General features: G+C 40.3%; 19 protein-coding genes and 1 other annotated feature. Of the genes, 2 read left to right on the top strand and 17 right to left on the bottom strand.

The genetic code is table 11. The features are described 5' to 3' along the window. Positions 1–22: 22 nt before the first annotated feature. From H8Z77_RS09775 to H8Z77_RS09705, 14 genes are all read right to left on the bottom strand, one after another. Complete coding sequence (locus H8Z77_RS09775) at positions 23–922, bottom strand: hypothetical protein (protein ID WP_186996892.1); 900 nt, start codon at positions 920–922, stop codon at positions 23–25. A gap of 29 nt (positions 923–951) precedes the next feature. Then, positions 952–1,452, bottom strand: a complete 501-nt coding sequence (locus H8Z77_RS09770) for a hypothetical protein (RefSeq protein ID WP_186996891.1) — start codon at positions 1,450–1,452, stop codon at positions 952–954. A 679-nt stretch (positions 1,453–2,131) separates the two neighbouring features. Beyond that, positions 2,132–2,995, bottom strand: coding sequence for a 16S rRNA (adenine(1518)-N(6)/adenine(1519)-N(6))-dimethyltransferase RsmA (gene rsmA / locus H8Z77_RS09765; RefSeq protein ID WP_069987936.1), 864 nt, complete (start codon positions 2,993–2,995; stop codon positions 2,132–2,134). Positions 2,996–3,005: 10 nt separating this feature from the next. Further along, entirely contained in the window at positions 3,006–3,524 is a 519-nt protein-coding gene (gene lepB / locus H8Z77_RS09760; protein WP_186996890.1) for a signal peptidase I, read from the bottom strand. 703 nt (positions 3,525–4,227) lie between these two features. Beyond that, positions 4,228–5,760: a ribonuclease Y gene (rny, locus tag H8Z77_RS09755; RefSeq protein WP_270740011.1), complete on the bottom strand. Its 1,533-nt coding sequence runs from the start codon at positions 5,758–5,760 to the stop codon at positions 4,228–4,230. 488 nt (positions 5,761–6,248) lie between these two features. Beyond that, entirely contained in the window at positions 6,249–7,043 is a 795-nt protein-coding gene (gene trpA, locus H8Z77_RS09750; RefSeq protein ID WP_069987930.1) for a tryptophan synthase subunit alpha, read from the bottom strand. Next, positions 7,033–8,223, bottom strand: coding sequence for a tryptophan synthase subunit beta (gene trpB / locus H8Z77_RS09745; protein ID WP_186996889.1), 1,191 nt, complete (start codon positions 8,221–8,223; stop codon positions 7,033–7,035). The genes trpA and trpB overlap by 11 nt, the downstream gene beginning before the upstream one ends. Position 8,224: 1 nt before the next feature. Further along, a complete protein-coding gene (locus tag H8Z77_RS09740) occupies positions 8,225–8,842 on the bottom strand; it encodes a phosphoribosylanthranilate isomerase (protein WP_186996888.1) in 618 nt (205 codons plus the stop codon). After that, positions 8,839–9,618, bottom strand: coding sequence for an indole-3-glycerol phosphate synthase TrpC (trpC, locus tag H8Z77_RS09735; RefSeq protein ID WP_186996887.1), 780 nt, complete (start codon positions 9,616–9,618; stop codon positions 8,839–8,841). Before trpC ends, H8Z77_RS09740 begins: the two co-directional genes overlap by 4 nt. Then, entirely contained in the window at positions 9,615–10,640 is a 1,026-nt protein-coding gene (gene trpD / locus H8Z77_RS09730; RefSeq protein ID WP_186996886.1) for an anthranilate phosphoribosyltransferase, read from the bottom strand. Before trpD ends, trpC begins: the two co-directional genes overlap by 4 nt. A 2-nt stretch (positions 10,641–10,642) precedes the next feature. Further along, positions 10,643–11,206, bottom strand: a complete 564-nt coding sequence (locus H8Z77_RS09725) for an anthranilate synthase component II (protein WP_069987914.1) — start codon at positions 11,204–11,206, stop codon at positions 10,643–10,645. 14 nt (positions 11,207–11,220) lie between these two features. Further along, positions 11,221–12,690, bottom strand: coding sequence for an anthranilate synthase component I (gene trpE / locus H8Z77_RS09720; RefSeq protein WP_186996885.1), 1,470 nt, complete (start codon positions 12,688–12,690; stop codon positions 11,221–11,223). Between the two features lie 55 nt (positions 12,691–12,745). Continuing rightward, positions 12,746–12,999, bottom strand: a binding site (T-box leader). 482 nt (positions 13,000–13,481) lie between these two features. Then, positions 13,482–14,678 (bottom strand): dicarboxylate/amino acid:cation symporter, encoded by a 1,197-nt coding sequence (locus H8Z77_RS09710; RefSeq protein ID WP_069987901.1) that lies wholly within the window; start codon positions 14,676–14,678, stop codon positions 13,482–13,484. A 25-nt stretch (positions 14,679–14,703) separates the two neighbouring features. Continuing rightward, a complete protein-coding gene (locus tag H8Z77_RS09705) occupies positions 14,704–15,921 on the bottom strand; it encodes an AI-2E family transporter (protein ID WP_069987900.1) in 1,218 nt (405 codons plus the stop codon). A 388-nt stretch (positions 15,922–16,309) separates the two neighbouring features. Here H8Z77_RS09705 and H8Z77_RS09700 point away from each other — a divergent pair, with 388 nt between their 5' ends. Together H8Z77_RS09700 and H8Z77_RS09695 are read left to right on the top strand one after the other, a co-directional pair. After that, positions 16,310–17,092, top strand: a complete 783-nt coding sequence (locus H8Z77_RS09700; RefSeq protein ID WP_186996883.1) for a 4Fe-4S binding protein — start codon at positions 16,310–16,312, stop codon at positions 17,090–17,092. A gap of 77 nt (positions 17,093–17,169) precedes the next feature. Next, positions 17,170–17,895, top strand: coding sequence for a tRNA 2-thiocytidine biosynthesis TtcA family protein (locus H8Z77_RS09695; protein ID WP_186996882.1), 726 nt, complete (start codon positions 17,170–17,172; stop codon positions 17,893–17,895). A gap of 286 nt (positions 17,896–18,181) precedes the next feature. Here H8Z77_RS09695 and H8Z77_RS09690 read toward each other — a convergent pair whose 3' ends face one another. From H8Z77_RS09690 to H8Z77_RS09680, 3 genes are all read right to left on the bottom strand, one after another. Then, entirely contained in the window at positions 18,182–18,424 is a 243-nt protein-coding gene (locus tag H8Z77_RS09690) for a helix-turn-helix domain-containing protein (RefSeq protein WP_186996881.1), read from the bottom strand. A 787-nt stretch (positions 18,425–19,211) separates the two neighbouring features. Further along, complete coding sequence (locus H8Z77_RS09685) at positions 19,212–20,351, bottom strand: WD40/YVTN/BNR-like repeat-containing protein (RefSeq protein WP_186996880.1); 1,140 nt, start codon at positions 20,349–20,351, stop codon at positions 19,212–19,214. Between the two features lie 683 nt (positions 20,352–21,034). Further along, positions 21,035–24,409, bottom strand: coding sequence for a glycosyl hydrolase (locus H8Z77_RS09680; protein ID WP_186996879.1), 3,375 nt, complete (start codon positions 24,407–24,409; stop codon positions 21,035–21,037). Between the last annotated feature and the right edge of the window lie 50 nt (positions 24,410–24,459).

Below are 24,459 nucleotides of genomic sequence, written 5' to 3'. Positions count from 1 at the left end.
ACCACCTTCTCGTCCATAAAGGTCACTCACATGTTAATTTAAAACGGATGATACACACCGCTACCAAAATCGAAACAATCCCAACTAACACGAGCAAAAGGATTTGAACGTACGAGATACTATTCAAATGGGGAAAATCCTGCTTCTCTGCTTTTACCTGTTGAAATCTTTTTGCCATCTCCGAAAAATTATAAAATTTTCCAATTTGATATTCCCTCACCGATCCTTGTCCAAACCTTATATACTCCGACCCGATAGGGTAAGAACCATCTAACAAAATTCCTTGGGATAATTGATTGTTTTCCACTGTCACACCCAATGTTCCAGTTAGTTTTTCTGCGCCATAAAACAATAATTTTGGCTGGTTTGGATCAACGCCATACCATCTGGAACGCATCTGAAATTCTTCCGCTACATCCATACCTGATGAATACCGCACATAGTTTAACGCGAATTCACCAACCACCCAGCTTCTCCCTGATTTCTCCATCTTTTCCTTTTCGCTATCCGCTAAAAAAGGATAATCCCTTGGAAAACACTGGATTGTAATCCGAAACCCCTTACAACAGATTGGAATCATCCAAATATGAGTGGTATAACGCAGTTCTCGTATACAATCTTCTGTGGAAAACTCTCCTAAAAGAAATGGGTCAGACATAACAAAACAGCAATAGGCGTTTTCATAATCAATCAATTCCGGAACAATATCGGATTTTTCCACATCCTCCAGCCCCAGCAAATTATCACTGATTTCTTCCAAAATATCCTCTTCCAATGCAGAAATTTCCACAAAGTCCTGAGATTTCATTAAGGATAAAAATCCGGATTCATTCCACTTTAATATTGGTTCTTCCGCAAATGCTGGTAATTCAAACAAAACGGCAAGCATAACACATATCCATACCAACATCCATCTTTTCACAACTGTTACCAGCTTAGAAAAATCAATTGTTATATCCCCAAAGTAGGAACATTATCGTCTGTTCCCTCTACCTCCTGATGCAAAATTTTTCCTTCCCAATACAAAATATTCTCATTTTGTTTTGAGCCAATTTCAAAATGCCAGGTTTCGGAATCAGAACTTAATTCGTCCGTCCATTCATAAACATGAGGCCCATCGTTTAAATTAAACACTAACAACCCATTTCCTGTTGATTCTGTCGTTTCTGGTACCACAGTATCATCTTCAATATAACAGGTAAAATCAGTATCCACAAAAAATCCGCCTCGATATATTTCCTGGTCACCCGCAATCGTACATCCACGGTATTCGTCCAATTGTAAAACCAGATTTCCCTGTTCATCATACCAAGAACCATTATTCAGCAACAATGCGTATTCCCCGCCTAGAGTAAGGGTTTGATTAACATTGCCAAAAACACATCCAGTTAGACAAAGGGTCACCATAACACAACATAAAACAAATACTCCTACTTTTAAACTCTTTTTCATCATAAATGCCTCCTTTTCCTGCTTTTATTGTAGCATAAGGGATAACAAATAGCTATATAGTAAATCGACAAAAATCACCAAAATATTTTTGCGAAATCAACATACTACTAGATATTTCAAAAGAGATTCGTGCTACTATGGAGAGAATATCCTTTTATTTTTTGTGTGAACTATTGATTATCTGGTTTCTATTGTGATTTTTCTAATACATAAAATGAAATACTATTCCTTGTTTTGCGTCCTTCTTAAAATAACATTTCTCCTTTTACAGTAGAAACCCTAAAATATCTTTACATTGATTGATATCATAAAAACCTTCTATGGTAGGATTGAATAGATCCAGCAAAAACGGATAATAGACAAAAGCCCCCTGATGTAGGAAAATAGATACATCAGGGAGCTTAACTGTACAAAAAGGAAATTACACGCACGGGCAGGAAATATTACCAGAAATCGAGGAAATAATTCAGGCAGGAAAAAGTCAGAGAGAAATAATTGACCAATATATCCATTTCTACAACCACGAACGCATCCAAATTAAAACAGGAGTAGTGCCGCTCACACTGTGCCATTCCTACTAAAACTTAATATTCCTACACCACGGGTCTTTTTTGTACTGTCTGCACAATATGGGGCAGTACGATCCTACCATAGAGGGTTTTTGCGCTTATTCGTTTTATTATTTTTTCAACATTGTAATCCCGTTTGCAAGCTGGATAAACTGTTCCATCGTCAATTCTTCCGCACGGGCAGTAGATTTTATTCCGGATTCCTCCATCAATTGTTTTAACCGGGGTTTGCCCACCCCTAAACTGCCGGATACTGGGTTCACCAAAGTTTTTCTTCGCTGGGAAAACGCCGCTTTTACCAAACGGAAAAACAGCTTTTCATCCAGTATATTCTGTGGCGTTTCTTTTTTAATATCCAGCCGGATAACGCAGCTATCTACATTAGGCGCAGGCATAAAACTTCCTCTGGATACCTGGAACAAAATACGAGGTTCGCTAAAATAACGCACCGCCAAGCTAACAGCACCTACATCCCTGGTTCCAGGCTGGGCACAAATACGGATGGCAGCCTCTTTTTGCACCATCACGGTAACAGCATCAATTGGCAACCTACTTTCCAACAAATACATAATAACAGGAGAGGTAATATAATAAGGAAGGTTAGCGCATACCACAACCTGCATCCCTGCGAATTCTTCCTGGATCAATTTGTGGAGGTCTACCTTTAAAATATCCTGGTTGATGATTTTGATATTATGATAATCAGATAAGGTTTCCTCTAAAACCGGTAACAGCCGCTGGTCAATTTCCACCGCAACCACTTTATCAGCCCGTTGCGCCAATTCACTGGTTAAGACACCGATCCCCGTTCCAACCTCAATTACGCCGACACCTTGTTTAGCGCCTCCTTGTTCCGCAATCCTAGGGCACACACTGGGGTTTACCAAAAAATTTTGCCCCAATGATTTGGAGAATGTAAAACCATGTTTGGTTAATATTGCTTTAATTGTTGAAATATTGGATAGATTTTCCATCTATTCCTCCTTATCCGAGCCACTCTATTTTTGGGAAAAAGGTGAATTCTGCTTTCCCAAGAATTTTATCCCGTTTCACAAATGTATTTTTCCAATAACGGGAGTCTAAGGAGTCATTCCGATTGTCCCCCATCATAAAATAAGAATCCTCTGGCACTTCAAACGGTCCAAAATCTTCCCGAATGGCAATATCGGTATAGTCTGGAGAAAGTTGTTCCCCATTGACATAAACAACGCCATCAATCCCTTCCACAGTATCTCCTGGTGTACCAATAATCCGTTTAATAAATTTTTGCTTTTCATCATCTGGATATTTGAAAATCACAATATCCCCCTGTTGAGGGTCAGAAGTCAGGTATGCCAGCCGAAAGCCTATCAGACGATCCCCTTTTGAAATGGTAGGTTCCATAGATGAAGAAGGTATGGAAACATTTAAAATAATAAAACTATTTAAGATGATTGCGGCTAATACCGCTGCACCAATGGTAATCACCCAACTTAATATATTTTTTTTGGTTTCTTTTGTCAAAAGAATCCCTCTTTTCTGGATTATAAATCAACCTTTAAACTGATGTTACAATTTCTCATTGGATAACTCTATCATACCAAATTTTTGATGTATTTTCAAATCCTTTTTCTATTAATGCCATACGGATACTTTACTCGTTAACCAAATATTAATTGTTTTTCATACACATTACTTTTTAAATCCTAATTTATCATTAGAAATTTTCTCTAATCTTATCTTTTAGTTTTATTTTGTATAGACATCAAAAATATTACTAATTGTTTAAATGTTAATTTCGCTTTATAGCAAAAAGTAAGCGTACCATAGTCCTGTAACAGTCCAACATTATTTTCAGTTCTGTATCGTTATCATTTTATCCGTTTATATGGTTTCGTTTTATTTCTTTTTTCATCTTCTCCAGTATAACTTTCTCAATATAGTCGAATCAGTGGCTTATACAGCCCCTAAAAGGGGATAGCTAAATAATATGATTGCATCACACGCACTGGCTTTTCATTCGCTATACTTTTTCATACAGCCTCTTTTCAACTCGCATAAAGCTGGTCATTATAATTCTTGCACTACTTTTATTTCTTCTCCACTCAAACTAGGGGATTTTCCCACGTCAAAAGACACCATTAAAAAAACTGCTGTAACGATTTACAGCAGTTTTTCTATACTATTTGTTATAAAATCAAATTAGATTTACCTAATCCATTTGATACTATTTTGCATAATCCACTGCACGGCTTTCACGGATCAGGTTTACTTTTACCTGCCCAGGATAATCCAGTTCATTTTCAATGCGCTGAACAATCTGACGTGCTACTAAAATCATGCCATCATCCTTAATCACTTCTGGTTTTACCATGATACGGATTTCACGGCCTGCCTGAATGGCGAAAGAGCGTTCTACCCCTTCAAAGGAGTCAGCAATTTCCTCCAGTTTTTCCAGACGTTTAATATAATTTTCTAAGTTCTCACGGCGAGCACCTGGACGTGCAGCGGAAATAGCATCCGCAGCCTGTACAATACAGGCGATTACTGTTCTTGGTTCTACATCGCCATGATGTGCCTCAATTGCGTGAATTACTTCTGGATTTTCTTTGTATTTTTTACATACATCCACGCCAATTTCCACATGGGACCCTTCAATTTCGTGGTTCAACGCTTTACCAATGTCATGCAACAAGCCGGCACGACGTGCAGTATTTGCGTCCACACCTAATTCGCTTGCCATCATACCAGCCAAATGAGCCACTTCAATCGAATGGTTTAATACATTCTGTCCATAGCTGGTACGGTATTTCAAACGACCAATTAATTTTACTAGTTCGTGGTGAATACCATGTACATTGGTTTCCATCACAGCCCGTTCCCCTTCCGAACGGATAGTTTGGTCAACATCCCTACGTGCTTTTTCCACCATTTCTTCAATGCGGGCAGGATGGATACGTCCATCTGCAATCAGGCGTTCCAAAGCCTGGCGGGCAATCTCCCTTCTTACTGGGTCAAAACAAGAAAGTGTGATTGCTTCAGGGGTATCATCAATAATCAGGTCAACTCCGGTAAAGGTTTCTAAGGTACGGATATTCCTACCTTCACGGCCGATGATACGGCCTTTCATTTCATCATTTGGCAAGTTTACAACTGAAACGGTTGCTTCTGACACATGGTCAGCAGCACAACGGGATACCGCTAAAGAGATCAGCTGCCGCGCTTTATCCTCTGCTTCATCCCGGATTTGCTGTTCATAAGTAGATATTTTTAAAGCCTTTTCATGTACCAGTTCTTTATCCAAACTTTCCAGCAGCTGGTTTTTTGCCTGTTCTGCTGTTAAACCGGATATTTTCTCCAGCATTTCCATCTGGTGGGTTTTGATTACTTCGGCTTCTTCCAGTTTTTTATCCGCTGTTTTAATTTTGTTTTGTAAGATTTCTTCTTTCTTTTCAAAATTATCCAGCTTGCGGTCAAGTGTTTCTTCTTTTTGCTGCAAACGGCGTTCCATACGGTTTGCTTCATTACGGCGCTCTTTAATATCCCGGTCGGCTTCCAAGCGCAATTTATGGATTTCGTCTTTTGCTTCAATCAATGCTTCTTTCTTTTTGGAGGATGCATCCTTTTTTGCGTCTTCTAAAATACGTTTTGCCTGTTCTTCTGCACTTCCCAGTTCCCCTTCCGCAACCTGTTTGCGGTAAGCAATTCCTTTTTTAAAGGAGATAAAACCGGCAACAAAGCCACAAAGCGCGCCTGACACAACAAAGGTTAGCACACACCATAAAACTGTTTCCAAATCAAATAAACCTCCTTTTTGTTAGATTACCCTGTATTAGGATTGTAATAGTTTTCAAAATGTTTTAGCGGTGCGCACTACGCAATCGATCTATTTGATAAAGCAGTATTTTCCCAGAAAAAACACTACTCCCTGGGAAAACAACTATTTCTATTTTTTATAACAAGACACCCTCGTGTACGGACTTAAACAAAAGTGATACAGTTTACAATACGATTGTTATCTTTATATTGAAATTGAATCATCATTTTTTATTTAGGAACCCCGACGTCCCAAACCGTCGGTTTCAGTTATAAATATAAACACAAATCTATCGATAATAGGAACGATACGTCTTTCACACGCACCATATCTTTATTTTATTACGGAAACCATGTTATGTCAAGAGAAATTGTGTAATTTATACAGGTTTATTTGGATAGGAATCGACAAATACAACAAATTAGTTGAATTTATTTTACAGCTTTGCACATATTGCCAACAAACTCGCCAACAGATGTGATTTTTTCTTCTTTTGTTTTGCCATTGGCAATCCGGTTTACAATCGCACTGCCTACAATGACTCCATCACAGTACTGTTTTACTTCAGCAGCTAGTTCCGGTGTAGAAATTCCAAAGCCAATACAATTTGGAATCGTACTATAGGTTTGGATGTTATGGAAAAATTCGTTTAAGTCGGTGTTGATGTGGTCTCGCATCCCAGTAACCCCAAGAGAGGAAACACAGTACAAAAATCCTTTTGATTTAGCGATAATCCCTTTCATTCGTTCCAAGGAGGTTGGGGCTACCAAACTGATTTGATATACATTGTATTTGTTGGTATACTCCTCTATCTCGTCACTTTCTTCATAGGGCAGGTCGGGAACAATAATCCCATCTACACCCACTTTGGCACAGCCAGCAAAAAATGGCTCTGCCCCATAGTGAAGTAGACTGTTATAGTACATTAAAAATACAATGGGGATTTGGCTGGACTGGCGGAGTTTTTGTACCATTTCAAACAAACGGTCAATGCAAACATCGTGTTGTAATGCACGTAAATTTGCAGCTTGAATGACAGGACCTTCCGCCATAGGGTCAGTAAATGGAACCCCTAGTTCCACTAAATCAGCCCCCTGTTTCTCCATTTCCAACACCAGTTCAATAGTGGTGTCCAAATCTGGGTCCCCTGCGGTGATAAATGGGATAAACGCTTTTTTCCCCTCTTGCTTTAACTGTTCAAATTTTAAATCAATTCTATTCTTCATTGAGCTCAACCCCCATATATTTTGCTACAGAATACACATCTTTGTCTCCACGACCAGATAAACAGATGACCATAATCTGGTCTTTTGTCATTATTTTTGCCAGCTTTATCGCCTGGGCTACTGCATGGGAACTTTCAATCGCTGGAATAATCCCCTCTACCCTGGTCAAATACCGGAAAGCATTAACCGCTTCATCATCAGTAATCGGATAGTATTCTGCCCTACCTGTTTTAAATAGATGGGCATGCTGAGGCCCTACGCCCGGATAGTCCAAACCAGCGGAAATCGAGTAAACTGGCATAATACCGCCGTTGTCATCCTGCAAAAACAGGGATTTCATCCCGTGGAATACCCCCAACTGCCCTTTTGCAAAGGTAGCGGCATGTAATTCGGTGTCCACTCCTTTTCCAGCTGCTTCTGCACCAATCAGTTTCACAGATGGTTCATCAATAAATTCACTGAAGGTACCAATCGCATTGCTGCCTCCACCAACACAGGCAACGACACAGTCAGGCAGCCTTCCTTCTTTTTCCTTTAACTGCTGTTTGATTTCTTTACTGATCACACTTTGGAATCCCCGAACAATGGTTGGATATGGATGAGGACCTACCGCAGAACCCAATACATAAAAAGTGTCGTCCGCATGGGCAGCCCAAGCTCGGATCGCCTCGCTAGTAGCATCCTTTAATGTGGCTGTTCCAGCGGTAACAGGGGTTACCTTTGCGCCTAGCAATTCCATCCGGAACACATTTAATGCCTGGCGTTCCGTATCTTCCTTCCCCATAAACACTTCACATTCCATATCAAACAATGCGGCAGCAGTGGCAGCAGCTACGCCATGCTGCCCTGCCCCGGTTTCCGCAATGATTTTCTTTTTGCCCATCCGCTTTGCCAGCAATGCCTGCCCCAGTACATTGTTGATTTTATGGGAACCAGTGTGGTTCAAATCTTCCCTTTTTAAATAAATTTTAGGGCCTCCCAAATCCTTTGTCATCTTTTCTGCGTAATACAGCAAGGAAGGTCTACCTGCGTACTCTTTATAATAAAATTCCAGTTCTTTCAAAAACTCTGGATCTTTCATTGCTTCCGCATACACATTATCCAACTGCTGCAACGCATGCATCAGTGTTTCCGGCGCGAATACCCCGCCGTACTCTCCAAATCTTCCTAAGTTACCCATTTTATGAAACTCCTTTCATCAACTCAATTAACTGTTTTACTTTACTTTCATCTTTATGGCCATCTGTTTCTGCCCCGCTGCTCAAATCCACTGCATAGGGGCGGACTGTTGTCACAGCCTCTATTAAATTTTTTCGGTTTAAGCCACCCGCCAATATCAGGCGCTCCTTTGGAAGATGTTGGATTAGCTCCCACTGAAACTGTTTTCCGCTTCCTCCATATGCACCAGACTGATAAGCATCCATCAAATACCGGTCAGCTTGATACCGTTCTAAGCCCTTTACAGATTCCTCATTTTTTACCCGAATGGCTTTCCAGACTTCACAACTGCTATTTTGTTTTAACCGCTTTACCAGTTCCGGTGATTCTTCTCCATGTAACTGAATTACCTTTAACTCTGCTGTATGAGAAATTTCCAACAATTCTTCTAAAGGAGTGTTGACAAATACACCTACTGGTAAGATAGCAGGATTTAACTGTGTAATCAACTTTTTTGCCTGCTCTTTTGTGACCTGGCGTTTGCTTGGTGCAAACACAAACCCTACATAATCGGGATGGTACCGATTTGCAATCTCAATATCCTCTATGCTTCGTAAACCACATAATTTAAATTTTGTCATTGGGATCCTCTCAACTGTTCCACTGCTAACGTAACATTCGGATTTCTCATAAATGCTTCCCCTATCAAAACTCCATCCACCTGATACCCTGCAATCATTTGGATATCCTCCGGCGTACGGATACCGCTTTCCGAAACCACCACCCGGTCAGAGGGGATACTATTTCTCAATTCTCCGGTAGTTTCCAGCTTTTCTTCAAATGTTTTCAGGTTGCGGTTGTTGATTCCTACAATCGGGAATCCCAACTTTAGAACCCGTTCCAGTTCCTGTTGGTCGTGTACTTCATTTAAGCAGTGCATCCCTAAAGTAGTAGTGATATTATAAAACCGTTTCATGGTAGTATTATCTAAAATAGCGGCAATTAGCAGGATTGCATCCGCTCCCATGCAATACGCCTCATAAATCTGATACTCATCTATGATAAAATCCTTACGCAACAACGGGGTATTCGCAAAAGAACGGATTTGCTTAAAATACTCATCCGAGCCTTGAAAAAAATCTTCCTCGGTCAAAATAGACATAGCCTGGACACCAGCTTTTAAATACGCCCGCGCAATTGCCTGTGGATCGAAGTCTGGTCGGATTACCCCTTTGGATGGAGATGCTTTTTTCACTTCCGCAATTATTGATAGCCCTTCCTGCCGCAAGGCATATTGGAAATCCAATGGTTTCCGTTGCAGTTTTAGTGCCTGTTGTTTCAACTGTTCCAAAGGAAATTTTGCTTTTCTCTCTTGCAGTCGGATTTTCTTTTTCGCCACAATTTCATCTAAAATCATGATTTATTTCCTTTCAAACTATTGGTAAAGGTGATCAATTCCTGTAATTTTTGTTGTGCCGCTCCGGTTTCCACCAGTTCTTTCGCCATCAATACACCTTCTGCAATCGAGCTGGCTTTTCCTCCAATATAGATTCCAGCTCCGGCGTTGAGCAATACAGTATCCAGTTTCGCCCCCTGTTCTTCCCCGCTAAGAATCCGTTTGGTAATCTCCGCGTTTTCTTCTGGAGTACTTCCTTTGATATCCTCTATTCCAGCACGCTGGAACCCGAACACTTCCGGTGTCACCATATAGTCGATCACCTTTCCGTCCTTAATTTCAGAAACTTTATTTTCTCCAATTGTGGTAAATTCATCAATGCCATTGCAGCAAACCACAATTCCTTTCTGAACCCCCATGGTCAGCATAGCAGTCGCCAGGGTATTGGTCATATATGGGTCGAACACCCCAATCAACTGTCCTTTTGCGTTGGAGGGGTTGGAAATTGGCCCTAAAATATTAAAGATTGTACGGAACCCCAACTCGTTCCTAACCACAGAAGCGTTTTTCATACAGGGGTTAAAGCTACGGGCAAACATAAAGCCCATACCTGTATGGTCCACACATTCCTCTACCTGTTTTGGGGTAACATCCATATTGATTCCCAGCTTTTCTAACAGGTCGATGCTGCCACTCTTACTGGTAACTGCTCGGTTTCCGTGTTTGGCAATCGAAACCCCAGCCGTTGCTGTGATAAATACGGCGGTGGTCGTAATATTAAAGGTGTTGACGCCATCTCCACCAGTTCCTACAAAATCAATATAATCTGAAACTTTTGGATTGATGTGCATCGCCTTTTCCTTCATCATCATTGCGGAACCAGTGATTTCCTCCACTGTTTCCCCTTTTTGGCGGAGCAAGGAAAGGTATGCCCCAATCTGCGCATAAGTGGCTCCGTTATCTAACACTTTATCCATTGCGTACTTTGCTTCTTCCAGTGTTAAGCTCTCGCCCAATGATAATTTCTTTAAAATTTGTTTCATCGTTATCCCTCCAAAAAGTTTCTGATCATTTGCATGCCATCCGGTGTTAGTACCGATTCCGGATGGAACTGGATGCCGTAAACAGGCCTTGTTTTATGTTGAACTGCCATAATACATCCATCGGATGTTTGGGCGGTAATTTGTAATTCTTCTGGCAGAGTTTCCGGAGCAATCACAAGGGAATGGTATCTCCCTACCTGGACTTCCGACCGCAACCCATGGAACAACTTACAGCTAGCGTCCACAGTAGCAACATCTGCCTTGCCGTGCATCACCTGTGGCGCATGGACAATCTTACCGCCAAACGCTTCCCCAATCGCCTGATGTCCCAAGCAAACACCTAAAATGGGGATTTCCCCCGCCTGTTGAATTAATGGGATACAAATTCCCGCATCAGCAGGATAACCTGGTCCAGGTGAGATAATAATCCGCTCCGGCTTCATCTCCAATACCTGCTGCACGCTCACCGCATCGTTCCGCATTACCTTTACATCAGGCTGGATGGTTCCAACATATTGGAAGAGATTATAGGTAAAAGAATCGTAATTATCAAGAATAAAAATCATAAGAACCCTCCTGCCTAAGCCATTTCAGCCGCTTCTTCTACTGCACGGAACACAGCAGTTGCTTTGTTGACGGACTCCTGATACTCTGTTTCTGGGTTGGAATCATATACAATCCCGCCGCCAGCGCCTACATAACACGTGTTATTTTGAAACACGCCGGTGCGGATGGTGATACAGCTATCAAAATTACCATCAAAACCAATGTATCCAATCGCCCCACCATATAAACCACGACGTTTGGTTTCCAGCTCATCGATGATCTCCATTGCTCTCACCTTTGGCGCGCCGGATAACGTTCCTGCTGGTAGGACGGACGCTAGTGCGTCAAATGGGGTTTTATCCTTCCTCAGTTTCCCTTGTACATCACTGGTCATATGCATTATATGGGAAAACCGTTGGATGTACTTGTATTTGCTGACATGGACCGAACCAAATTCGGAGACTTTTCCAATATCATTCCGCCCCAAATCCACCAACATGGTATGTTCCGCATTTTCTTTTGGGTCGGCAACCAGGTCTTTTTCGTTTTCCAAATCCTCTTGCGCCGTCTTGCCCCGTGGTCGGCTTCCGGCAATGGGACAGGTGGTCACAATTCCATCCTGTACCCGGACGAGAAGTTCTGGGGAAGCGCCTGCCACCTGATAATCTCCAAAATCAAAGAAATACATATAGGGGGAGGGATTGATCACCCGCAAAGCCCGATAAGCGTTAAATGGATTGACCGAAGTTTGAATTTTAAACTGCTGGGCAAATACCACCTGGAAAATATCCCCGTTGCGGATGTATTCTTTTGCCTTTTCCACTTTGGTACAATACTCTTGTTTGGTCATGTTACTTTCCACCTGGCATTGTTCCCGATAGCGCACTGTCTGTTTTTTCCTTGGCAATACCGCCTGGTCCAGCTCCTGTTTAATCTCAATAATCCGGCGTTGTGCCATATCATAGCTGCGTTGTAGGTTTCCGCCAGTACGCATGTTAACGATAATCACCAGCTTTTGTTTTTGATGGTCAAATGCAATTACTTCATCCACAAACAAAAACTTTAAATCCGGTAAATGGAGGGAATCTTCCGGTGGATTTTCCAATCGCTCAAACAGCCGGATAGTGTCATATCCAAAGCATCCAACAGCGCCTCCACAAAACCCAGGGGATTTTTCCAGTTTTGGTGCCTTGTACTGTTTGGTCAGTTGCTGTAAATAGTCCATCGGGTTCCCAGATAAGTTCTGTTCCCCCTGCTCTGTTGTCAAAGCTATTTGATTTCCACGGCTTTCAAACACCAAAAATGGATTCCGCCCCAAAAAGGAATACCTTGCCCGTTCGCTGTGCTGTTCTACACTTTCCAGTAAAAAACAATTTGTTTCTGTCCTCAGTTTTTGGAACACACTAATTGGCGTTTCGGTATCTGCGTAATATTCCGCCATAATTGGGATCATTTGATAATCTTCTGCTAAATTTTTGACTTGTTCATAAGTTGGATAAAACATTCTGGTCACCTCTCATTGCCTGAAAAAAACAAAAACAGCCCATCCTTTTTCTGTTAAAAAGGACAAGCTGTTGTAATCTCATACAAAACCTGCGGTACCACCTTAATTGGTATAACTATACCCACTCTGCGGATGCAATCACATCCCGCTCCCTATAACGTAGGAGATACGTCGGGGGCTACTTACAGTAACTGTGTTCGGCCCGCCCTCCTCAGTCCAACGGCGTTTGTACTAATCCATACCGGCTTGCAGCAACCGCCGGCTCTCTGGGATGGCAAAAGTACAGCCAATCTGATTCATCGGTTTTGTTTTTATTTGTTATATTTGTTACTATTATAGCATGATTTTCAAATTTTGCAACCCCATTTTCAAAAAAATTTTGCAAAAAGCTATTTTTCATTACAGCAAAATTCCCTTGCAATACTGATAAACTGTATCGTTTCTACTGAGTAATCATTTTTTATAAGAGTAATCCTATACCCATAACTCAAAAGTAATAAGTCCCAACATCCCCATTTCGATCTTTATATCATTTCCATAATGAGTAAATTCTATTATTTTTCTGGAACTATCATAATTTTCCGCAAAAACAACTCTTCCAATAATCATAAACTAACTCTATCATGTTTATTGATGATACCTTTGGATTGTCAAACACCACTTTCTCTCAAAATTTTAAAAAGTTCTATCTAATTCGGAAATACTTCCAAGTTTCTTCATCAAAAGAAGAAAACTCCCGATTTTGTCAAAATCAGAAGCTTTCTATCCTACACTTATGCTATAAATATTTATCAACCAATTTCTTTTTCCAGCTCGTCAGCATCCCCTAAATGGTGCTTCTCCGCATAGCCGGTAAGAATTAAGGTCAATGCGCCATCCCCTGTGACATTGCACGCCGTACCAAAACTATCCTGCAATGCAAAGATCGTCATCATCAACGCTGTTCCGGTTTCGTCAAAACCAAGTACGCTGGTGATCAAACCCAGCGAAGCCATTACTGTACCGCCTGGTACCCCTGGCGCTCCAATCGCGAATACACCCAATAAGACAATAAACAATATCATGGATGGAATAGATGGCAACTTACCATATAAAATTTGGGATACGGTAATTACAAAAAATACTTCTGTTAAAACAGAACCACATAAATGGATATTTGCAAATAAAGGAACTCCAAAATTAATAATATCCGGACGGAGCACCTTAGATTTTTTTGCGCAGGTAAGGGCCACTGGAAGCGTTGCGGCGGATGACATAGTCCCTACTGCGGTCAAATAGGCTGGTCCATAATGTTTGAATACTTCTTTTGGATTTTTTCTAGTGACAAGCCCTGCAATACCATACAGCACTGTCATCCAGATAAAATGTCCAACAATCGCAATTACAATTACCCCTAAAAATACCGGCAACTGTTTGGTAATAGAACCCTCATACGACAATGTTGCAAAGGTGGAGGCAATAAAGATTGGCAAGATTGGAATAATAATTTTACTGACAATCGCCAAAATTACCTTTTGAAACTCATTTAACACATCTTCGATTAAAGTTGCTTTGCTCCAGGAAGTCGCCAATCCCAACATAACAGAAAGCACCAAAGCGGACATCACCGACATAATAGGGTCAATCTGCAAATCAAACAGCAATTCTGGAAGTTCTCGCAGACCTTCCGCAGCAGAAGAAATGTGCATTTGGGGGATAATCAAATATCCTGCTACAGCAGAAAAAGCCGCGGCCCCTACAGAGGATAGATAGGCAATTCCAACAGCCAATGTCAGCAATTTGGACGCATTGTTCTTTAATTGAGCAATGGACGGGGCGATAAAGCCAATAATAATCAGTGGTACAGCAAACAACACCAACTGGCTGAAAATAGATTTTATAGTAACAACCACATTCATAACCGGTTCATTAGCAAGGATACCAATAACAATCCCTAGTACCACAGCTACTAACAGCTTGAATACCAGGCTATTTAATATTTTTTTCATAATACAACTCCTTTTTTAACGGAAATCAATCATCTTCTTTCCCTAATTGTTCCATATATGGTTCCGCAGAGGAATCCATATCGCTCATATCGGATTCTTTCTCATCCCATTTTTTCAATTTTTTCTGGAACTCTTTTTCCGCAATAAAATCATCGATTAATTCAATCATAATCGCCATCAATGGAGGGCCTAAGAACATTCCCACAACACCAAATAAACCACCAAATAGCGTTACTCCAAATATAACATATAACGGTTTGATTCCAATAGAATTGCCAATAATTTTTGGATTAACAATGTTCCCATCAATCTGTTGTAATACAGTGATAAAGATAAATGCTATGATTAACTGCCCTAAACCACCGGATAAGAAGGTAAAAATAGAAACAGTAATAACACCAAATAACGCCCCAAAGTAAGGGATTAAACTAAATAATCCATAAATCAATCCTAAGATTGGCGCATTTTTTACCCCCAACAGTTGGAACCCTACTCCAGAGGCTACCCCTACAAATAGAGCATCCAATGCCTGACCATAAATAAAGCTATTGAGTACCGAACCAATCCGTATTAGTAAATCATTTACCCGCTCCGCACGACGTTCTTTAAAGATCAACTGCAATACACGGTTAAAATTTTTACGGATATTCGCACGGTCAATTAACAAATAAATCGCTAAAATCATTCCCAAACCAATATTGGTCAAGGTGCCTATCACGCTCTGAATTCCTGCAATATAACTACTCCAATCATTCATGCTTAAAAAATCCAAAATTTTAGACGGAGTTAGATATTGGTTCACTGTTTGGATCAAATGATCAATTTGTATTTCATCTCCAAAATGCTCCTTGATAAAGGTATATAACTCATTTAAATATCCAGGAATGGACCGGGCGAATTCATAAATATTCCGATACAGAGATGGTAAAAATATCACCAATAATACAACTAGTATAATAAGAAACAGTAATAATGCTGCAATCGAACTAATACTCCTAGCCCGCTTTTGGAAAAACGGCTTTTTAATTTTGTAAAGCAATATCTCTATTTTTTTCGCTGGTAAAAATAGCAGGAATGCAATCACTCCACCATAAATAAATGGAGATAATACCCCTAGTATTTTTCCAATAGTAGAAGTTATCACACTAAAGTCATCAAACGTTTTGTAAACAGCAATCACTGCTACCGCAAAAATAAACAGCTCCAGCCATTTTCGTATACTACCTTTATTCTTGGTTGACATGCTCCAATACCCCGATCTTTCCCTATTTTCGCAAATTACCTCTTGGCGATAAAATACTAGTAATTACAGACACGATTTTATATAGGCGTTATAAAATAATCATAAAAAATAGAACGACATAACTTTTTGTCCTATTTTAATACTATCTTTATTATATCTGGTAACAGAAGGTTTGTCCAGCAAATGGCATAAGTCCTACGAAACGCCAAAATTTATGGGAAATCTTTGTGCAAAATAAGTAATTCCTACTAAATATAAAGGAATTAATAAAATAGACTTTTCTATTTTTTAATGGTATAATATAGCCACAAACTAAATAAATTATGGTTCCTTTACCCCATTCTTATACAGCAATGGGGTTTCACTTTGCATAGAAAGGATGATACTTATGGAGATAAATCAGGTAATAGCGGCCTATTTTAGTCCCACTTACAGCACTAGGGATATTGTTTTAACTATTTCCTCAGAAATACAACACTCCCCAAAACAGATTGATTTAAGTATCTATGACAATAGAGAAACTTCCTATTCTTTTTCCTCCCATGAACTGGTGGTGCTAGGAGTTCCCGTTTATGGTGGAAGAGTTCCAGCTGACGCTGCAAAGCGAATCCATAACCTGCACGGAAATAACACCCCGATTATATTAGTAGCTGTTTATGGTAACCGGGAATTTGAAGATGCACTGATAGAGCTAAAGGATATTGTTGTATCAAACGGATTTATCCCAGTAGCTGCGGCTGCACCTGTTGCACAACATTCTATTATCCACTCCATTGCCGCAGGAAGGCCAAATGCGCAGGATATCCAGCAGGCACGGGATTTTTCCAAAAAGGTACAGGATAAACTGAAAAAAACTGTTGTACTAACTCAGCAGGATTGCATCCAATTGCCTGGAAACCAGCCCTATAAGAAGTATGGCGTTATCCCTTTACATCCCAAAGCTGGTCACAACTGCATCCAATGTGGTAAATGTGCGAGTAACTGCCCTGTCCACGCCATTCCTCAAGACCATCCAGATCAAACCAACACGGAACAATGTATTTCCTGTATGCGTTGTATTGTTGTTTGTCCAAAACACGCTCGTGGATTAAACCCGATTGTAAAAGCTGCTACTGCCAACAAACTGAAAAAAGTCTGTTCTCAGCCAAAAGAAAACCTTTGGATTTTATAACACTCTTATTCTATGCTTGCAGTTCTATTTACTCTATGATACAATAAAATACCAATATACAAAAGGGATGGGATAAAATGCAAAGAATTTTAGGATATATGCGCAAAGCGGTTACAGAATTTGATTTGATACAGGATGGGGATAAAATCGCAGTTGGCGTTTCCGGTGGAAAAGATAGTGTTGTATTGTTAACCGGGCTTGCCAGACTGCGCCGTTTTATTGGCATCCAATATGATATTGTGGGGATTACCCTAGATCCTCAGTTCAATAGCCAACCTACGGATTATTCCCCCATTGCAAAGCTGTGTGAGGAACTGGATGTGGAATACACAGTAAAGCCCACCCATATTGGCGAGATTGTGTTTGATGTGCGAAAAGAAGAGAATCCTTGTAGCTTATGCGCCCGGATGCGACGTGGTGCGCTTCACGATATGGCAAAAGAATACAACTGCAATAAAGTGGCGTTAGGACATCACTACAATGACGCAGTGGAAACCTTTGTTATGAACTTGTTTAATGAAGGCAGGCTTGGATGTTTTTCCCCCAAAAGCTATCTATCCCGCAAAGAACTTACTTTGATTCGACCATTGGTGTTTGCACCAGAAAAGGAGATCAGAAGGGCTGCGGAACGGACAAACCTACCAATTGTTAAAAGCAAATGCCCGGTAGATGGTTATACCAACCGACAAAAGACAAAAGAATTTTTACGGGAGCGGGAACGAGAAGACAATGGATTCACTTACCGCTTATTTGGAGCTATGCGCCGCGCTGGATTGGATGGCTGGGGATTTCCAGAAAAATAACAGATAAAAAACCTCAAGGCAATGATGAACTGCCTTGAGGTTTTCCATTTTCTCTCCTCTTCTAGTACATGCTTAATAGAGGAAATAGATAAAATTTCAAAACCAACTATCTCCCACTACCTACTAATCCAAGTAATTGTATGGTATTTCTGTATTCCTTTACGGGATCAATATTGCCCCTGTAAAGAAAAACGAAACCATGGATTTGTCATTTCGATTTTTGAGAATTGCCCCATTTTATTTCAGAAAAAACAGCCACTATTGGGGAATCACTCTGTTGTTCTGTTTATTGGATATCCTGCTCTAATGAATTAAATTCTGGCGTATCAAAAAATTGGGATAATGTGATTCCTAAGCCATCACAAATCATTTTAATGGTCGCGATTTTAGGATTCATGCTTTTCCCATATAAAATATTTTTCACAGAGGAAGGCGGTATACCACATAAATCTGCTAGTCCATTAATTGTTAAATCGTTTTGTCCGCATAATTGTAAAATTCTTGATTTAATTGCGTCTACTGTGTTCAAAGTTAACCCTCCGCTCTTCTTCTCGCTAAGATTATATAACTGCGCTAATAACAGATGCCATTATTTTTAATATACATAGATTTTCCTTTTTTTCATCGATTTTTTATTCCAAAATTTTGTTAAACCGAAAAAGTGAAGAAATATGCCTTATGGTACTGTTATATGGATTCTATTTAAGAATAGGTTAACTCAATTAATCCAGTTTTATAGGCTATACATGCTACTATAGTCTACCTATAGCCTTGTAAATTTTGGTTATTATCTTTTTTTGCACTGTTTCGACAATATATTTGCGATTTTTGCCGATTGATAGTATGATTACTATACGGTTTATTGATACCACTCCAATCTTATATTACGAAAATCAAAATAGACTCCATTCTTCTTGTATTATTCATAAATAAAGGATCATTTTACATTATTTCCATAAAACACCTCCCCTGATAATTTGCTCAACCTCCAGCTTATCCACTCGATCCATCCCATATAATCACACATTATAGCTCTGAAAAAAGTTTCAACCTGATTTCCACGAAAATAAATCACACCACAAATTTACAATTGATTATATCAAATAATGATATTCTTCAAAATCTTATACTACATTTTTCTAACAATCCCAGTGGATAAGCGATATCTACTGACTCATTTTACTTGATTTACAGCTCATAAATAGGTAAAATCCCATTGGAACAAACGCTTTTGTGTAGTGATCTTTTACCAATAGGGTGAATATCCTCTATAAAACAAAAATAGCCCCTCCTAATTAGGAGAGGTTATTTTTATTTTACTGGGTAACGACAGAATCAAAATTCCAGCTATCCCCTCCATCGTGGGAGAGAAATTTTGCTCTGGAGCCTTCCCCACCAGTCATGAACAGCGTTCCTTCCTGCCCATCAAACTCTATATCATCCACAACTGTGTAAAATCCTTTTTGTTCTTCTGGTAATGTTAATGGTATTTCCGTCCAATTCTGTCCATCCATAGAGCAAAATAATGATCCAAGGCTACCATTCGTAATATTTCCATATGACACAAAAATTTTCCCTGCTTCTGAGATACCAACACAGGATATCGGTGGGGAGTAAATAGGGCTTGTACAACTGTTCCATGTGGTTCCCCCATCGTTGGTATAATAAACCAGATTGTTGTAATATCCCATTTGCCTATCTGCATTTGCCGCAAAAACGCCATGCTGGCTATCTGAAAAATTGACAAATACCGATTCTATGATATGGTCAAGCAATCCATCTACCTGATGTAGTTGCCATCCATTTTCAGCTGACCAGGTTCCCACTGCATTTTCCGTGCGGCACGCTCCCGCTACGGCAATCATCCCATTGATATCACTGGAACCATATACCGCCGCTTCTGGCAGTTCTTTTGGAAAATCGTCTTGTTTCCCTGTTAATAAATCCAGTACATAATACCGATTCTCTCCTGGATTCAACTGGTACCGCTTTTCCTGCTCCACGGTTCCAACTATCATTTCATAAAAAACGGTGTCCAATTCTGTTTGCTCAACCGCCCCCATTGCTATTACCTGGTAATTTTCCTTGTCCTTTACCACTTCAATTGTTTCCTGGACATGATATCCCGTCCCATCATCCAGCCAGCCCAGGTATAATCCCTGTGCTACAAAATCCTGTGGACCGCCATTGGTAATGGTAATCTTCATTAACTGTTCCTCTCCATTTGTATTTTCCACCAAAGGGAACGCCTGATAAGCGGCCGCAAACATCTCTACTACATCTTCGGATTGTTTATGGTCTCCTTCTCCTTTATTTAAGGAAGAAATAAAATCTATATTTTGTTGCTCCAAGGTAAAGGCTTTTGTTTCTTTTGGCGCTATATGTCCTGTAGATTGACAAGCAGTACCGCCCATTAAGAGAAATACACATAAAAGTAAAATTCCAAGCCGTTTCATCTAATTTCACACCTTTCTTTGTTTCAGAGTATCACATTCATCACATAAACGCAATGGTATTCTATTTTCCGTGGAACGCAAGGATACCTTCCGTAGAATTTTAAGAAATCGCAATCTAAGATTGTTAGGTATCATGAACAGGATAGCCCTTTTATATTGCCTATATGTTACAACAATAAGCAACGGATATACATTTTTCATCTTATATTCTCATTCAAGGTAAAAAACGAATCAATCAGCAGCCAGTAAAAGAGTATTTGGCAGTATTACTGCCATTTACCAACAAATAAAACCGTATGATTAGCCCTGGACCAACATGTTTCTTTTGCCATTTCAATAAATTTCATTTTGTGTATCCATGTTCTCTTTCCATGTGTCTACCTTTATCTTACAACTTCACTAAGCTGGTGTCTTGAGTAAGCCCTAGAAAGGCGTACCGGCAAACATTTAAAGACGTACTGAAATATCTGTCTTTCGTATTACTTGCCCTGCTGCCCGTAAACGAGCAATTTTCTTCCAACGATAGTTTTTTCGTTACGATAAGATTGCTGTTAGTGGCTCGCTTTGCTCGATACTTAAAGTAAAGCTTTTAGGCGAGAGCCTCCACCGACATAGCCGGTGGTTTCTATAACAATGAAAAAACCGGCACAATTTTGTACCGGTTTTTATTTTATAAAATAAACTTAGAATTTTTTGCGTTTGATAACCAAAACAGTTGTTCCTGCTACTAAAACTGCCCCTACTGCCAAAGCAATTGGGAAAGCATCCCCTGTTGTTGGAGTTTGTTCGGATGGTGTAGGACTAGATGGTGTTTGTGTTTCTTCGGAAGAGTTAGGTGGTGTACTTGGTGTTTCAGAAGAATTTGTATCATCTTGTAATACCACATCAACATAAGGAGTGATACTGATATCGCCCAGCAGACCATAGGTAGTTGGATATACTTTAGAAGTATCGGTGCTTCCAACATTCCCGCCTGCTTTGCGTACTGCCGCTGCTAAGGTAGTTCCTGTACGAATGGTTAAAGTGTTTTCTCCTGGTACCAGATAACTACCCAAATCCAATATATGATTGAATTGGTCTATTGCCGGCAGTACCTGTCCATTTAAGGTTACTTCCAGAATGTTGTCATAGCTTTCTCCTAAGTCCAAGTATGCGCCGTCAAAGTTCCCATCTACTATAAAGGTATTGGTATAGAATCCTTGCCCGGAAATATCCTGCAATCCTTCAATTTCGTTCCATGGTTTCAGCTCATCCAATGCGATTGAATCAAGTTCCCGCTTGTTGATATCCCTTGCGTCATAGTTTGGATCATCCTTTGCCAATAGTGCTTTCTCTCCTGGCTCCCAACTGGTTACAGTCAGGTTCCAGCCTGTTTGCAACAATTGCGTCCCTGCTATTTCTTCCACTTTGCCAGTGTAGGAATTTTCTCCTAATGCAACACTATAATCGCCAACATTGGTAGTACGGTAAACTACACCATGGTCAGTGGATATTATTGTTCCGTCACCTTGTTTGCTTGTTGCTGTTTCTTGTGCTTTCTGTCCAAAATAGCTTGGATCGTCTGTAATACCAATTACCATCGCTTCATTATCCATAATGGAAATATCCATGCTGATCGTTCCATCTCCATTATTGGTATATTCCATAATAGGTGTAATATCGCCTGTCCACAAATTCATGGCGTATGGCATACCAGCACCTTCTAATGTTACTGTTGTGTTGATCGTATTGGCGTCGTTATGGTATAAATCGTTGGAGCCATAATCGTTGCTGCTGGAATTATTGTATAAATAATACAGGTCAGCATCCTGAGTATAACGATGTTGAACAGAAATTTTTTGGCTGTTTTCAAATGATGCGCTTGGTTCTACACCAAGGGATTTTAATGCAGTCGGTAAAGAGGATTCATCCACAATAGATGTCACGTTGTCCAGTGTTTTTAATTCCGCAAAGATTGCTGCCACCGCTGTATCGTCATTTACACCAAAGCTGTCGTCCTGGGTTGGTGTTGTTCCAATCAGTACAATTGATAATCCTGCTTTTGCGTAGTCCAAAATCTTTTGTGCGTTTTCCAAGTTCATTTTTATTTCATTGTTAATGACAATCGCCTGATATCCTGCATATTCTGGGTTCAACTCGCCATCTTTTACAACAGCATTATCCAATGCAAAGTTGCCTGGAGAAATATAGTTATAAGAATAGCCTAAATTCGCTACTGGGTTATCGGTTGGAGTAGCGTTTTCATCCAAATACAGGACACCTTGGGTATGTCCTTCATCGGTACGAATCCCCAAATCGTCACGGTATACAGCAAAATCAACATCTGCTTTTCCGTACTGAAGAGTTGCCTGCAACCTGGATACGTAATCTACAAAATCTTGTTTCATATAGTCCCAGGATGGCTGGGAGCTGTTCCAGGATTCTGAGAATCTTGGCTCATCAAAAGGCATCCATCCCGGCCATGCAGTATGGGAATTCGCTTGGGACCGGGTTGCGAAACCGTGCAATACATATTGGTTTGCGCCGGAAGATGCTGTGCGGTTAACCAATTCTATCAAATGTTGCCATGTTATTTGATATAATGCGCCAAAATCCGCACCTAACTCAACCGAAACAATCTCTGTCCCGCTCATATTTGCGGCACCAGCTAGAGAACGAAATGCATCCGGGCTTTTGTTCATACCCAGGGTCTCCCCTTCTACAACATCCAGGTAGGACGCCGCTTCAATAGAATCGACCCAATTATTATCACTAGTTCCCTGCGCTTGGGCACGATATTTAATATTATGACTGTTACACCACTCTTGAATCACCTTTACATGGTTTTCGATATACATATCGCTCAGATTTTCATTAAAATCATTGCAGATTGCTTCCTGGTCAGCTGCGTTATCAATCGTAGCGGTGTTATTAATGGTATATGTGGTACCGGCTGGGATTCTATTATCCCCTTCGCCAATATCTGTTTCTGCCACCTGTGTAATGCCAGATCCTGTTCCCAATTTTCCCATTAACAGAGGAAGGTATTGGATTAGATTATATCCTTTATTATCTTGAAAATACTCTGCCATCTCATTGCACCAAGGCAGGTCAACAGCAGTTAACTCCAAAGAATCCTCAAATAAGTCCCCACCATAAGTAGCATAATGTTCTTTCATTTCATCGGTTAACAGATTGTTTTCCCAGTAATCAATAATTGCCTGTGTCCCCGATTTGTTGAGATGGTTTACCACATAAGCTGTTGGGACAGTATCGCCGGAGGTTTGTCCGGTCCCTACAGCCCAATAAGCATAAAACACCCATTCACCTTCGGATGGAGCAGTAAAGGTAAAAGTTCCATCCTGCAAATGTATATTTTTGTTATCTACCACAGTCAAGGTAGATTCATCAATATTGCTGTCGTTTACAACAGAGTAGGTAGTTCCTCCCCATCCACTTTGTACGTTTACTTTAGAAGATGAACGATTTACTTTTGCCGCTACCAATCCAACAAATTCCTGGCTGGTAATTACGTCCCCAGATAATGTTGGCGCCTCAGGCAATTGGTAGGTTTTTTCCTCCATTGTGGCAGTTTCTGTTATCGCATTATAGGTTAATTTGCGGAACGCCGCATCGCTGTTTGGATCAAGATTTGGAATTCCTGCGGGCCAACGTGGTCCAATCGTTAAGTCCACATAGATATTGTATTTTTCTGCTTCCCGCATCAAAATTTCTACCGCTTTATTCCAGTTCGCACTGCCCCAACCGTCTTTTTCCGCATCAATGCCATGTTCCCCGCGTGCTGCAAAACTCTCGGTAATCCCGATTAATTCAATGCAGCCAAATCCCGCATCGGCAATTTGTTTTACTTCCTCTTTAATTTCTTCCTCAGAAATATCAGCGCTTGGCCACCAGGTACGCACCTTCATCCTTTGGTCAGTAGATGGGTTTGCAAAGGATTGTGCGAACCCTGATGTTTCTTCCGCGGCTGTAGCGGATAATAATCCTGTTCCTGCAAAACTTGCCACCATCAAACTGGTTGCTGTCAATAGCGCAACTAATTTTCCTGCCTTCTTCATCGTATTTCCTCCTCATAATAAAATAAACCTTTTGGTTTATGAACTAGGAT

Source organism: Clostridium facile (assembly GCF_014297275.1).
GTDB classification, from domain to species: Bacteria; Bacillota; Clostridia; order Oscillospirales; family Ruminococcaceae; genus Massilioclostridium; species Massilioclostridium facile.
This window is presented reverse-complemented; position numbering and strand designations above follow the sequence as displayed.

What these genes read in the sequence shown, in the direction of transcription:
- H8Z77_RS09770 (WP_186996891.1), bottom strand. Translation starts at nt 1,452, where the DNA reads ATGAAAAAGAGTTTAAAAGTAGGAGTATTTGTTTTATGTTGTGTTATG.
- rsmA (WP_069987936.1), bottom strand. Translation starts at nt 2,995, where the DNA reads ATGGAAAATCTATCCAATATTTCAACAATTAAAGCAATATTAACCAAA.
- trpA (WP_069987930.1), bottom strand. Translation starts at nt 7,043, where the DNA reads ATGAAGAATAGAATTGATTTAAAATTTGAACAGTTAAAGCAAGAGGGG.
- trpB (WP_186996889.1), bottom strand. Translation starts at nt 8,223, where the DNA reads ATGGGTAACTTAGGAAGATTTGGAGAGTACGGCGGGGTATTCGCGCCG.
- H8Z77_RS09740 (WP_186996888.1), bottom strand. Translation starts at nt 8,842, where the DNA reads ATGACAAAATTTAAATTATGTGGTTTACGAAGCATAGAGGATATTGAG.
- trpC (WP_186996887.1), bottom strand. Translation starts at nt 9,618, where the DNA reads ATGATTTTAGATGAAATTGTGGCGAAAAAGAAAATCCGACTGCAAGAG.
- trpD (WP_186996886.1), bottom strand. Translation starts at nt 10,640, where the DNA reads ATGAAACAAATTTTAAAGAAATTATCATTGGGCGAGAGCTTAACACTG.
- H8Z77_RS09725 (WP_069987914.1), bottom strand. Translation starts at nt 11,206, where the DNA reads ATGATTTTTATTCTTGATAATTACGATTCTTTTACCTATAATCTCTTC.
- trpE (WP_186996885.1), bottom strand. Translation starts at nt 12,690, where the DNA reads ATGTTTTATCCAACTTATGAACAAGTCAAAAATTTAGCAGAAGATTAT.
- H8Z77_RS09710 (WP_069987901.1), bottom strand. Translation starts at nt 14,678, where the DNA reads ATGAAAAAAATATTAAATAGCCTGGTATTCAAGCTGTTAGTAGCTGTG.
- H8Z77_RS09705 (WP_069987900.1), bottom strand. Translation starts at nt 15,921, where the DNA reads ATGTCAACCAAGAATAAAGGTAGTATACGAAAATGGCTGGAGCTGTTT.
- H8Z77_RS09700 (WP_186996883.1), top strand. Translation starts at nt 16,310, where the DNA reads ATGGAGATAAATCAGGTAATAGCGGCCTATTTTAGTCCCACTTACAGC.
- H8Z77_RS09695 (WP_186996882.1), top strand. Translation starts at nt 17,170, where the DNA reads ATGCAAAGAATTTTAGGATATATGCGCAAAGCGGTTACAGAATTTGAT.
- H8Z77_RS09685 (WP_186996880.1), bottom strand. Translation starts at nt 20,351, where the DNA reads ATGAAACGGCTTGGAATTTTACTTTTATGTGTATTTCTCTTAATGGGC.
- H8Z77_RS09680 (WP_186996879.1), bottom strand. Translation starts at nt 24,409, where the DNA reads ATGAAGAAGGCAGGAAAATTAGTTGCGCTATTGACAGCAACCAGTTTG.